The organism is Ruania halotolerans (assembly GCF_021049285.1).
Lineage (GTDB): Bacteria > Actinomycetota > Actinomycetes > Actinomycetales > Beutenbergiaceae > Ruania > Ruania halotolerans.
In genome coordinates, this window is the sequence record NZ_CP088017.1 from 1175703 (window position 1) to 1188171 (window position 12469).

General features: G+C 68.5%; 11 protein-coding genes. 5 read left to right on the forward strand and 6 right to left on the reverse strand.

Going from position 1 to position 12469, the window contains the following annotated elements; translation table 11 throughout:
• The first annotated feature begins 36 nt into the window (after nucleotides 1-36).
• Complete coding sequence (locus LQF10_RS05165) at nucleotides 37-2076, forward strand: VanW family protein (RefSeq protein WP_231066418.1); 2040 nt, start codon at nucleotides 37-39, stop codon at nucleotides 2074-2076.
• Here the strand turns inward: LQF10_RS05165 and LQF10_RS05170 are convergent, their stop codons facing one another.
• On the reverse strand, nucleotides 2077-2310 hold the full coding sequence (locus LQF10_RS05170) for a putative acetyltransferase (protein ID WP_231066419.1): 234 nt from the start codon (nucleotides 2308-2310) through the stop codon (nucleotides 2077-2079). It lies immediately after the preceding gene.
• Between the two features lie 144 nt (nucleotides 2311-2454).
• Between LQF10_RS05170 and fdxA the strand changes: the two genes are divergently transcribed.
• From fdxA to LQF10_RS05190, 4 genes are all read left to right on the forward strand, one after another.
• Nucleotides 2455-2775, forward strand: a complete 321-nt coding sequence (gene fdxA, locus LQF10_RS05175; protein WP_231066420.1) for a ferredoxin — start codon at nucleotides 2455-2457, stop codon at nucleotides 2773-2775.
• A gap of 8 nt (nucleotides 2776-2783) precedes the next feature.
• A complete protein-coding gene (gene dapC, locus LQF10_RS05180; protein WP_231066421.1) occupies nucleotides 2784-3920 on the forward strand; it encodes a succinyldiaminopimelate transaminase in 1137 nt (378 codons plus the stop codon).
• A 125-nt stretch (nucleotides 3921-4045) separates the two neighbouring features.
• A complete protein-coding gene (locus LQF10_RS05185) occupies nucleotides 4046-5341 on the forward strand; it encodes a citrate synthase (protein ID WP_231066422.1) in 1296 nt (431 codons plus the stop codon).
• Nucleotides 5342-5525: 184 nt separating this feature from the next.
• Nucleotides 5526-6269 (forward strand): hypothetical protein, encoded by a 744-nt coding sequence (locus tag LQF10_RS05190; RefSeq protein ID WP_231066423.1) that lies wholly within the window; start codon nucleotides 5526-5528, stop codon nucleotides 6267-6269.
• Nucleotides 6270-6473: 204 nt separating this feature from the next.
• Here the strand turns inward: LQF10_RS05190 and LQF10_RS05195 are convergent, their stop codons facing one another.
• From LQF10_RS05195 to LQF10_RS05215, 5 genes are all read right to left on the reverse strand, one after another.
• Nucleotides 6474-7388, reverse strand: a complete 915-nt coding sequence (locus tag LQF10_RS05195) for a hypothetical protein (protein ID WP_231066424.1) — start codon at nucleotides 7386-7388, stop codon at nucleotides 6474-6476.
• A complete protein-coding gene (gene dapD / locus LQF10_RS05200; RefSeq protein WP_231066425.1) occupies nucleotides 7378-8325 on the reverse strand; it encodes a 2,3,4,5-tetrahydropyridine-2,6-dicarboxylate N-succinyltransferase in 948 nt (315 codons plus the stop codon). The genes LQF10_RS05195 and dapD overlap by 11 nt, the downstream gene beginning before the upstream one ends.
• Before the next feature lie 31 nt (nucleotides 8326-8356).
• On the reverse strand, nucleotides 8357-9424 hold the full coding sequence (locus tag LQF10_RS05205; RefSeq protein WP_231066426.1) for an NUDIX domain-containing protein: 1068 nt from the start codon (nucleotides 9422-9424) through the stop codon (nucleotides 8357-8359).
• 178 nt (nucleotides 9425-9602) lie between these two features.
• Entirely contained in the window at nucleotides 9603-11453 is a 1851-nt protein-coding gene (locus LQF10_RS05210; RefSeq protein WP_231066427.1) for an acetyl/propionyl/methylcrotonyl-CoA carboxylase subunit alpha, read from the reverse strand.
• Nucleotides 11454-11784: 331 nt separating this feature from the next.
• The gene (locus tag LQF10_RS05215) at nucleotides 11785-12447 is read right to left on the reverse strand and encodes a Maf family protein (protein ID WP_231066428.1); all 663 of its coding nucleotides are present in this window, start codon (nucleotides 12445-12447) and stop codon (nucleotides 11785-11787) included.
• Between the last annotated feature and the right edge of the window lie 22 nt (nucleotides 12448-12469).

Genomic DNA, 12469 nt, shown 5'->3' on the forward strand with positions numbered 1-12469 from the left:
CATCGGTGGACGAGGGGCGACCGAAAGGGCGATTGCGTGCGTGAGGAAGAGACTCCGGCACCGAATGAGGTGACGGGCGCCGACGGCGTGCCGACTGACTCCGGCGCGTCGCCTCCGCATTCCGAGGAGACACCGCATACCGAGCAGACACCGCGCACCGAGGAGGCTCCACGCACCGAGGACGCGGCGGTGACCGACCCGCCGGATGAGTCCACGGAGCAGACGGAGCGCGCTGCCGAACCGGCCGAGGAGGCTGCGCCGGCCGATGACCACGCCGGGCCGGCCGATGAACCCGAGACGATCGTGCTCCCTGTCACTTCTGAGCCCCCCACGGATGAGGATGCCGTGCCCACCAGCAAGAAGAAGCGGCGCGGCCGTCGAGGCGTGCTCATCGCAGCCGGCGCGCTTGTGCTGCTCGGCGGAGCCTACGTGGCGGGCGCCTGGTATCTCGGAGACAGGGTGCCCGGAGACACCACCGTTGCCGGAGTGAACCTCTCGGGCCTGCCTGAGGCCGAAGCCGAACAGGTGCTCACCGAGGGCCTCGCCGATGCGACGACCGAACCGATCGACGTGCGCTTCGGGGACGTCTCGGCTGCGGTGGATCCGGCGACTGCCGGCCTCGCCCTGGACGCTGAGGCCACCGTGGCCTCATTCACTGGCTTCACGCTCAAGCCTGAGGTCGTCTTCGGTCACATCTTCGGTCTCGGTGAGCAGGATCCGGCGATCACGGTGGACGCCGACGCGCTCGACGCTGCGCTGCGCACCATCGCCGAAGACCTCGACGAACCGCCCGTTGAAGGTGCCATCTCCTTCGAGGACGGCGAAGCCGTGATCACCGAACCGGAGGACGGGACCGGCCTTGACGTTGCCGGCGCGGCCGAGGTGATCACCGACGGCTGGCTCACGGCCACCGGCACACTCGAGCTGCCGGCCACGGTGGTCTCACCCACGGTGGACGATGCCGTGATCGAGGAAGCCATGTCCACCCAGGTCGAGCCGATGCTCTCCGGCCCGGTCACCGTGGCCGTGAACGACGACAGCACGGAGCTTTCCCCGGCCGAGCTCGCCGCCGCCGCCACCATGGAGGCCGATGGTGCGAACCTGAGACTCATCCTGGACGGTGAGCAGCTTGCGGGGTTGGTCACTGAGCGCGTGCCATCGGTGGGGGAGAGCCCCAAGGATGCGCAGATCGTCCTTTCCGACGGCGAGCCGGAGATTGTCCCGGCCGTCACTGGCACCGGCCTCGATCCGGCTGAACTGGCTGAGGCGGTCGCCACCAGCGCAGTGGCCACGAACTCGGATGAGCGCACGGCCGCCGTCGAGCTGGCTCAGACTGAACCGGAGTTCTCCACCGAGGATGCCGAGGAACTCGGCGTGACCGAGGTGATCGGTACCTTCCGCACCCCCTACCCGTACGATCCGGTTCGGACCGAGAATCTGCGCGCTGGCACCGCCCACATCAACGGCACCCTCGTGATGCCGGGGGAGCAGTTCTCCCTGCTCGACGCGTTGCGCCCGATCACCACGGCGAACGGATACACGGTCTCGGGTGTGGTGGTGAATGGCTTCCACAGTGACGCCATCGGCGGCGGCCTTTCTCAGGTGTCGACGACGACGTTCAATGCTGCCTATGAGTCCGGACTCACCGACGTGACCCACCAGCCGCACTCTCGCTGGTTCTCCCGGTATCCAGAAGGTCGCGAGGCGACGGTCTTCGATCCGAGCATCGACATGGTGTTCGAGAACAACACCGGCTACGGCGTGCTCATTCAGGCCTACGTCACCGACTCCCACGTGGTGGTGACCATGTGGGGCACCGACGTCTTCGATGTGAACATCGACGTCAGCGGCCGGTACAACTTCACCCAGCCGCAGACGCTCTACAACCCTGACCCGCAGTGTCACGCCGAGCCCGGTGGGCAGCAGGGCTTCACCGTGGACGTCAGCCGCACCGTCTCGAAGGGCGGCGACGTGGTGGAGAATGACGCCTATAGCTGGACCTACGCGCCCTGGAACAGGGTGATCTGCGGTGAGGAACCCAGTGACGACGACGAGGACTCCGGCGACGACGAGTAGTTACCGCGGGCGGCGCGGCGGTGGCGGTGGGACGTGCTTGGCAAGCACGATATCGGCGGCCTCCACCTCGACGGTTCCGCGCCGGGTGGCCACCGCGAGACCGGTCTCGTCAACACGGGTCAGTTCACCGAGGGCGTCGGAGAAGCCGCCTTCGGTCAGCCGGTAGCGCACCACCACCCGTTCGCCGGGCGTCCAGGACCGCCACACGGCCTCTCCGCGGGGTGCTGGGGTCATGTGTGTCTCATTCCTCGGAGTGGACCGGTGCTGAGATCGCTCGACACCGGGTACATGCTGGATACTAGACAGTGAGCTTGTGTGCACTCGATGCAGCGCAGTTCTGGCGCTGGTCGGCACTCCCCATGATGGAAGGAATCGCTCGTGACGTACGTGATCGCGCAGCCGTGCGTTGATGTCAAGGACAAGGCCTGCATCGACGAATGCCCCGTCGACTGCATCTACGAAGGTGAACGCTCCCTGTACATCCACCCCGACGAGTGCGTGGACTGCGGGGCGTGCGAACCGGTCTGCCCGGTGGAGGCGATCTACTACGAGGATGACGTGCCTGAGCAGTGGGCCGAGTACTACAAGGCCAACGTCGACTTCTTCGACGACCTCGGCTCCCCCGGTGGTGCCGCCAAGCTGGGTCTGATCCCCAAGGACCACCCGATCATCGCCGCGCTGCCGCCGCAGGCGGAGTAGGCGCACAGGTGGGTTTCGTCCAGCTCTCCGACGCCTACCCGTGGGACAAGGTCGCTCCCTACGCCGAGCGGGCTCGCTCGCACCCCGGCGGGATCGTTGACCTCTCCATCGGGACGCCCGTGGACCCCACGCCCGCCGTGGTGCAGCAGGCCCTGAGCGCTGCTGCTGACGCGCCCGGATATCCGACGGCGCACGGCACGCCGGCCCTGCGGGAAGCCGTGGCCGCATGGTTCCGTGAGCGGCGCGGTGCGCCCGCGCTCGACCCCGACGGCGTGCTGCCGACCGTGGGGTCCAAGGAACTGGTGGCCACGCTCCCGTCGCTGTTGGGGCTGGGGCCGGACGATGTGGTGGTGGTGCCGTCGGTGGCCTACCCGACCTACGACGTCGGGGCTCGCCTGGCCGGGGCGCAGGTGCTGGTTGCCGACGATGTCGAGGCATGGGCGGGCAACTCGGCCGTGCGCCTGGTGTGGGTGAACTCGCCGTCCAACCCCACGGGTGCGGTGCTCGGTGCGGAGCACCTGCGTCAGGTGGTGACGGCGGCCCGCGACATCGGCGCCGTGGTGGCCTCGGATGAGTGCTACGCCGAGCTGGCCTGGTCGCCGGATCTGACCGAACCGTTCGGTGACGGCGTCCCTTGTCTCTTGCAGGAGAGTGTCAGCGGAGGGGACCACACCGGGCTGCTGGTGGTGTATTCCCTGTCCAAACAATCGAACCTGGCCGGGTACCGGGCGGCCTTCGCTGCCGGGGACGCCGCGTTGGTGCACCGGATTCTGCAGCTGCGCCGGCACATGGGGATGATGGTGCCCGCACCGGTGCAGGCCGCGACCATCGCCGCCCTGGGGGACCCGGCGCACGTGCAGGAACAGCGCGAACGGTACCGCCGCCGTCGGGAGGCTCTGCTGGGGGCGCTCACCGCGGCCGGGTACGCCGTGGACCACTCGGAGGCGGGCCTGTACCTGTGGGTGCGGCCGGCCGACGCGGCCAGCGCGGCGGACTGCTGGTCGATGCTGGATGACTTCGCCGCTCGCGGGATCCTGGTGGGCCCAGGGGAGTTCTACGGCAGCGCGAGCGGTGATCATGTGCGGGTCGCGTTGACCGCCTCCGATGACCGCATCGCCCGCGCCGTAGAGAGGCTTGCTGTGTGATGAGTCATACCCGCGAGAATTTCCCCAACTGCGGGATTCGCGGGTACGTTGTGTAGAGATTCTTTGCCTTCGGACTCGTGAGGGAGCCCGAGAGACGTTCTTCTTGACGCTAGGAAGGGACACCCATGTCCGACGCCACCCTGACTCCCGCCACGTTCCGCGTGGATGACCATGAGCTGGAGTTCGCGCGAGTCCCGGCGGTGGAGGGCAACGACGGTGTCCACATCTCCAACTTGCTCAAGGAGACCGGGCTGGTCACCCTCGACTCGGGGTTCATGAACACCGCGAGCTGCGAGTCCAAGATCACCTACATCGACGGTGACGCAGGCATCCTGCGCTACCGCGGTTACCCGATCGAGCAGCTCGCCGAGCAGTCCTCGTTCCTCGAGGTGGCGTACCTGCTCATCAAGGGGGAGCTCCCGACGGCGGACGAGCTCTCCGCGTTCACCGAGCGCATCGAGCGGCACACTCACCTGCACGACAACTTCAAGGCCCTGATCGGTGCCTTCCCGCAGGACGCGCACCCGATGGCTGTGCTCTCCTCGGCCGTGTCGGCGCTCCCGGGATACTACGCGGAGAGCGTGGACCCGTTCGATTCCGACGCCGTGGAGCTCGCCACGGTGCTGCTGCTCGCGAAGCTCCCGACCATCGCCGCCTACGCCTTCCGCCGTTCCCGCGGTGAAGAGATGATCGGCCCGGACCCGTCACTGGGTTACGTGCCGGACTTCCTGCGGATGAGCTTCGCCAACGGCGGCGAGTACCAGACCGATCCGGAGCTGGTGAAGGCCCTCAACCTGCTGCTGATCCTGCACGCCGACCACGAGCAGAACTGCTCCACGTCCACGGTGCGGATCGTCGGATCTGCGCATGCGAACCTGTACGCGAGTGTGTCGGCAGGCATCGGGGCCCTCTCCGGGCCGCTGCACGGCGGGGCGAACGAGGCCGTACTCGCCATGCTGAACGACATCCAGTCCAGCGACGATGACGTAGACACGTTCATGACGCGGGTGAAGAACAAGGAGCAGGGTGTGCGCCTGATGGGCTTCGGCCACCGGGTGTACAAGAACTACGACCCGCGCGCCGCCATCGTCAAGGGTGTCGCGGACACGGTGCTGAAGAAGCTCGGCAAGAGCGACGAGCAGCTCGAGATCGCCATGCGCCTGGAGGAGATCGCCCTCTCCGACGACTACTTCATCCAGCGCAAGCTGTACCCGAATGTGGACTTCTACACCGGCCTGATCTACAAGGCCATGGGATTCCCCACGAATATGTTCACCCCGCTGTTCGCCGTGGGCCGCGCGCCCGGCTGGATTGCCCAGTGGCGGGAGATGATGAACGATCCGACCACGAAGATCGGCCGTCCGCGCCAGGTCTACACCGGGCAGCCGCAGCGCGACTACGTGGGTGTCGACGCCCGCTGATCAGGCTTGTGGCGCTCTCGCCGCGCGATCGCCGCGCGTACCGACGGATCCACACCCACCGGGCCACCGCACGTACCAGGGGTCGAACTTTTGACCCCTGAAGCGGATTGACCATGAACTTCGGGCCCACGAAGCGTCGGCGACGCGCCTACTCAGGTGGAACGTTCGGCGTTATCGTGAGTTGATGAACGGGGGATTGGCGCTGCATCGGACGGGCCCGGTGACGACGCCCGAGGGCGGGTCGCCGTGGACGCTGGTCGTGGTGCGGGCGGTGCTACTGGTTGCGGCGTTGGCGATGGCCATCCCGGCAGCCACGCAGGCGTATCGAGAACCGTTGGGCCAGCTCCGCGCCGATCTTGAGGCCGGTCGGGTGACGTCGATGGAGATTGAGCGTCCCGAGCCTGGAACCGGGGCCGAGGGGCAGTTCGAAGTCCGTTGGGACGCGGGCTTGTTCGACTCAATCGCGCAGTACGAGTACTCATCCGAACGCGATCTCGATGAGGGAGCGGACCTGGTCCGTGCGGCCCACGCAGCCGGCGTCGAGGTGGTGGTCATCGATCTCGATGACGACTTTGTGCGGATCGATGGTGTGCTGGCGCGGCAGCTCGCTCCGGTGGGGCTGCTGACCGCGGCAGGCATCCTGATCGTGCTCATCACCGGGCCGCAGCCATGGTTTGCTACCAAGTGGGCGTGGTTCTGGCTGGCGACGGCGATCCCCGTGCTGTGGCTCGTCTACCTACTGATCGAGCCGCGACCGCTGTGGCTGAGTATCCGGCTCGCCCGAGCCGGCCGGGAGCCTGTGCCGCTGGTCGATCATCAGGAGCGGCGACTGACCGGCGGATGGGCTTTCCTCATCGGTGCGGTGCTCTCGTCGATGCTCGCGGGTGTAGCGTTTCCCGGGCTTTCCGGCTGGCACTCACCCGGCTGACCGCCCTCGGGAGTCACCACGGCCCCGCCCCTCATGGGCCGAACTTTCGACCCATGGGCGGGGTTGACCATGAGTTTCGGGCCCATGAGCACTCGGCCCTCGAGCCGCGTCCCCTGAAGGGTCGAAAGTTCGGCCCATGAGCGAGGGCGGGGTGCAATGTTGGGCCCATGGCTGGCTGATGTTGCCAACTCCATGGCCGCTCAGCTATCGGATGCGGACCACGCCCGCGGGGTCTGCCGCACCCGGGTGATCCTGCGGCACCGGCGCCCACGCGGCGTCTGCGCCATCGGCGCGATCCCACCGCTGCCCCGCCACAATGACCTCGGAGGCGCCGGTGAATTCCGCTGTCATCACCGCCCAGGAGGCCATCGCCCATGCGTGCCGCTCCGGATCAGAACCTGCGAGTGGGGCGACGTCGATCAGAACGGACGGGCCGCCGTCGGCCTCGGTATCTGCCAGCTGCGCCGTGAGCGTGGGCAGATCGAGCGCGAGCCGCTCGGTCACCGCGGTGGTCATCTCCGCACGTTCGACGTTGCTCGCAGCGGCCAACCGGCACACCACCGAGGCCGGGCTGTAGCCGGTCTGCCCGGAGGCGAAGAGTCGGGCGAGGGTCTCGTGCTGGGCATAGGCGTCCGGGAAACCGGAGCGCTGCACTTCCTGCGCGGCCACCGTGATCTCCATGTCCTGGTAGCCATCCACCTGCACCAGCGCATCGTAGAAGGCGTTCGTGGCGTAGTGCGGATCCTGCACCTGCTCCTCGGTGCCCCAGCCCTGGGAGGGGCGTTGCTGGAACATCCCGAGGGAGTCCCGGTCGCCGTAGTCCAGGTTCCGGATCCGGGACTCCTGCATGGCCGTGGCCAACGCGATCGTGAGCGCCCGGGCAGGTAGTTCCCGTTCCAGGGTGATCGCTGCGATCACGGCCGCGTTATCGGACTGCTCGAGGTCGAGCGCGGCACTGCTGCCATCCTCGGCGGAGGCGATGCAGCGCTGCACGATCGGCGGCACGGACCTGTTCGCGTGATTCCACACGAGCACTCCGGCCGTGACCACCAGCGCGAACGAGCCGAGCAGCGCGAGTGCCCGCCGAAGTGGCCGCCTTCGCCGCCGGCTACTGGGCATGCAGCGCGGAGTTCAGCTGGATCCCCGCGCCGCTGCGCTCAATCGCCTCGACCACACCGGTGGTGGAGTTGCGCCGGAACAGCAGGTTCGGCGCCCCGGAGAGCTCACGCGCGCTGACCACGCGGGAATCGCCCGCGAGGGTGACCTTGGTGCCCGCGGTCACATATAGGCCGGCCTCGACCACGCAGTCGTTTCCGAGCGAGATGCCGATCCCTGCGTTCGCGCCGAGCAGGCAGCGCGCGCCGATGGAGATCTTGTGTGATCCCCCACCGGAGAGGGTGCCCATGATCGAGGCGCCGCCACCGATGTCGGAACCGTCGGCCACCACCACCCCCTGGGAGATCCTGCCTTCCACCATGGAGGCGCCGAGGGTGCCGGCGTTGAAGTTCACGAAGCCTTCGTGCATCACTGTGGTGCCTTCGGCGAGGTGGGCACCGAGGCGAACCCGGTCGGCGTCGGCGATCCGCACGCCCGTGGGCAGCACGTAGTCGGTCATCCGGGGGAACTTGTCCACTCCGTAGACGGTGATGGGTTCGCCCTTGTGCGCCACCCGGAGCGAGAGCCGCGTCTTCTCGAAGTCGGCCACCGGGCACGGCCCGGCCGAGGTCCAGACCACATTCGGCAGCACCGCGAAGATACCGTCCAGGTTGATCGAGTTCGGCTGGACCAGGCGGTGGGAGAGCAGGTGCAGGCGCAGGTAGGCGTCGGCTGTGTCCGCGGGAGCGGCGTCCAGGTCGATGGTGCGGTGCTCCACCACCTGGCGGGTCTTGCGGGCACGGTCGGCGACGGCGAGAGAGGCGAGCTCGGCGGGAACCCCGTACGGTCCGACGCTTTCTGCTGGTTCGTCCCCCAGGGCGGGGCTGGGGTACCAGATGTCGAGCATCTGATCCTCAGCAGTCAGTGTGGCAAGTCCGATTCCCCAGGCGGTGCGTGTCATGCCTCCAGGGTAGCGTCGAGTCGGGGCTAGCTCAGGTGCCCACGATGCTCCGTGGACCCACGTGGCGAGCCCCCGCCGCTGTAACCCGCTCGATCAGGCCGCGGTCCGCCGTCACCACCGTGACCGGCGCGCGCCCGGCACCCACCAGGGCGTCCACTTCGGCAACGATCGCCGAGTCCCCATCGCCGGAGGCAGGCACGATCCGCACGCTGGCAGACTCCTCCGGCGCGACGGCTCGGGCGGCCCCCTCGGTCACCAGCACGACCTCCGGCCACCACGTGTGCCCGGGCAGACCGAGCAGATCGGCAGGGACGCCGTCGGCGGCGAGCATGTCAAGGCGTGTGAGCAGGCGGCGGGTCGCCCCCGCCCGGTCCTTCCACCACCCGTCCGGTCGAGACCCGACCACATTCGCCGCGTCCACCACCAATGCGGGTTGCTGGCTGAGCATGGTGCGCAGCATCGGCCACGCGTCGGCAAACGCAGGAAGCAGCGGAAGGTCCGGTACTGCGGCGAGATCGACCCATTCGATGGCTGCGCTCTCGGCATCGGTGGGTCGGGCAGTCAGGGGCCCGACGGCGCGGGCCAGCACCGTGGTGTAGCTCCAATCCGGGTGGGTGAACACTGAGGTGGCCAGGGGCGCGACGGAGGTGGCAGTGACACCGGCTTCCTCACTCGCTTCGCGCACGGCACCGGCCCATGCGCTCTCATCCGGATGAATGGCCCCACCGGGAACGCCCCAGGTTCCGCCGAAATGGGTCCAGGTGGCGCGGTGCTGCAGGAGTACAGCAGGAGGCCCGACGGCGGAGCGTGTGTGAGCGGGCGCGTCGCCATGGCTGTGGCCCTGAATGGAGTGGACGGGCAGGTCCGGCTGGTCGCGGTGGCCCGGGCCCTCGGGATGTGTTGCGGGTGCTGTTCGAACTGGATGGTCGCCGTCGTGTGGGTGAGCCGAGGGCCCGGCGCCGGGGCGAAGGATCAACAGCCCGGCGGCACCGTTTCGCCCCCAGTGACGGGACCCGCAGCGGCACTCCACCCACCCTTCCCACGGTCCCTCCGGGCGCCAATCGGCCGGGCGGCGGCTGTGATCGCGAGGTTCAGGCACCCGATCAGCCTACGTGCGTGTGCCGCACCCGCTGGCTCGTCCGCGGCGCAGATGTGGCCGGTCCGGAGGCCGCCCCGGGCAGGGTGCTCAGCGGAGTACCCAGGGGTGGGCGTGGGCCGACGGGCGAACCACCGGAAGTCTGCCCCGGCAGGGCGTCCAGGGGCGGGCGTGGCGCGGGTTAGTCGCCGCCGTCGGCCATCTCGTCGATCTGGCAGATCACGGTGCCGGAGCTGATCGTCTGGCCCACAGCCGCGCTCAGTCCGTGCACCCGCCCAGCGCGATGCGCCACTAGTGGCTGCTCCATTTTCATCGCTTCGAGAACCACGACCAGATCGCCCGCGGCCACCAGTTCGCCGTCGGCCACAGCCACCTTCACGATGGTGCCCTGCATCGGGGACGCGAGCGCATTACCGCCGGCTGGGGCACCCGCAGAGCGTCCGTTGCGGCGGCTCGGCCGGCCCGCACGACGTTGCCCGCGGCCCCCGTTTCCGCCACCGAGGCTCAGCCCGGCGGGCAGCACCACCTCCAGGCGCTTGCCGCCCACCTCGACCACCACGCGCTCCAACTCGCCTTCAGGCTCGGCCGGGGGAGCGGGCGCCGCGGGGCTGGCTGGGGTGGCCGAGGCTCGGGTGCTGGCCATACGTTCGGCGAACTCGTTCTCGATCCACGTGGTGTAGACCCCGAACTCCTCGAGCCGGTCGGCGGCGAATTCCTCGTCCGCGAGCACGGCGCGGAAGAACGGGAGCACGGTCGGGATGCCGACCACCTCGGTTTCGCCGATCGCGCGACGGGCCCGCTGCAAGGCCTCGGTCCGGGTCGCGCCAGTGACGATCACCTTCGCCAGCATCGAGTCGAAGGCGCCGGAGATCGCGTCCCCGGCGACCACTCCGGAATCCACGCGCACACCCGGCCCGGATGGCCAGCGCAACGTGGAAATGGTGCCGGGGGCGGGCAGGAAGTTGTGGTGTGGATCCTCACCGTTGATCCGGAACTCGAACGAATGGCCCCGGGTGGCCACCTCGGTGTAGCCCAGCTCCTCACCGGCGGCGATCCGGAACTGCTCGCGCACCAGATCGATCCCGGCGATCTCCTCACTGACGCAGTGCTCGACCTGCAGGCGGGTATTCACCTCCAGGAAAGAGATGGTGCCGTCGGTGCCGATCAGGAATTCGCACGTGCCTGCGCCGCGGTACCCGGCCTCCGTCAAGATCGCGATCGAGGATTCGCGCAACTGGGCGTCCTGCTCAGGTGTGAGGAACGGGGCAGGCGCCTCCTCCACGAGTTTCTGGTGCCGGCGCTGCAGGGTGCAGTCGCGGGTGGAGACCACCACGACCGTGCCGTAGTTGTCAGCCAGGCATTGGGTCTCTACGTGCCGGGGCCGGTCCAGGAACCGTTCCACGAAGCACTCGCCTCGACCGAACGCTGCGGTCGCCTCACGGACGGCCGATTCGAACATACCGTCGATCTCATCGGTGGTGCGGGCCACCTTCAGACCGCGCCCGCCGCCACCGAAGGCCGCTTTGATAGCGATCGGCAGGCCGTGCTCGGCCGCGAAGGCGTGCACCTCGTTGGCGTCGGCAACTGGATCCGGTGTTCCGGCCACCAGTGGCGCGCCGGCCCGCTGGGCGATGTGCCGGGCGCTCACCTTGTCGCCGAGTGCGTCGATCGCATCCGGGGGCGGGCCGATCCAGGTGAGACCGGCGGCGATCACCGCACGGGCGAACTCGGCGTTCTCGGAGAGGAAGCCGTATCCCGGGTGCACCGAGTCAGCGCCGGAGCGGCGGGCGATGTCGAGGATCTTGCCCATGTCGAGGTAGGTCTCCGCGGCACGGGAGCCGTGCAACGCGAACGCCTCGTCGGTGAGGAGGACGTGCTGAGCGTCTCTGTCCGAATCCGCGTACACACCGACCGAGGCGATGCCGGCGTCACGGCATGCGCGCGCCACCCGGACGGCGATCTCACCGCGGTTGGCGATGAGCACTTTGCCGGGCCTGGTGGTCGATGCTTCCGGCGCCGTGCTCGTCGACATGCACTCTCCCTAAGTTCCGTCGTGCTGCCGCGGCGTTCCAAACGCGCCGCGACGGTTCACGCTAGTACCGCTGCGTTCGTCCTACCCAACCACCGCACCGGTCGGCATGAAGTCTGTCCGCCTCAGCAACCGACATTGCTCGATCTTGTAGGTAACCTACAAATCCGAGTCGCGAATGGCGAGTTCCTGCCGGTCAGCATAGTCCGAGGAGCACAAAGGGTATATCTGCTCTTGGTCATCGGCTCATCCCGCTCGCCATCGTCGGCGCCATCGATGTTCCCGGCCTGCCGGACCAGTGGTCGCGCGGACCGCGCCTGCGAGACCGGAGGGTTCAGTCGTTCCGTCGATGCCAGAGGTCAACCCAGGCCAGGTCGAGGCTAGCGAGCATCGTGCGCAGCAGCGGCAGGCTGAGCCCGACCACACCGTGCGGGTCGCCGTCGACACCTGTCACGAAAGCGCCGCCGAGACCGTCGATCGTGAACGCGCCGGCCACCGCAAGGGGTTCGCCGGTGTCCACGTAGGCGTCGATCTCGGCATCGGTCAGGTCCGCGAAGTGCACGGTCGTGCTGGAAACAGCAAAAGCCACCGCCCCTGAATCGAGTCGGATCACATGGTGACCGCTGTGCAGGATGCCGCTGCGCCCGCGCATCCGCCGCCACCGCTGGCGGGCCAGCTCGGCCGTGTGCGGTTTGCCGAGGCCCGCACCATCGAGCTCGAGCAGCGAGTCACAGCCCACGACGACGGCCGGCGCCGTGGGTGCGTCGCTCACCCGCGCGTGGCTTGCCTGGGTGATCGCCTCGGCCTTCGCGCGCGCCAGCAGCGCCACTGCCTCGGGCACGGGCAGCGCATTGACCCTCGCGGCAGTCGCCGCCTCGGCGAGGATCGCCTCCTCGTCGACGTCGGCCGGGCGGATGTCGGGTTCCACCCCGGCCGAGCGGAGCAAGGCCGCTCGGGCCGGGGAGGCTGACGCGAGGATCAGGGTGGGCGCACTCACGGAGGCGACCCTACGCCGTCGC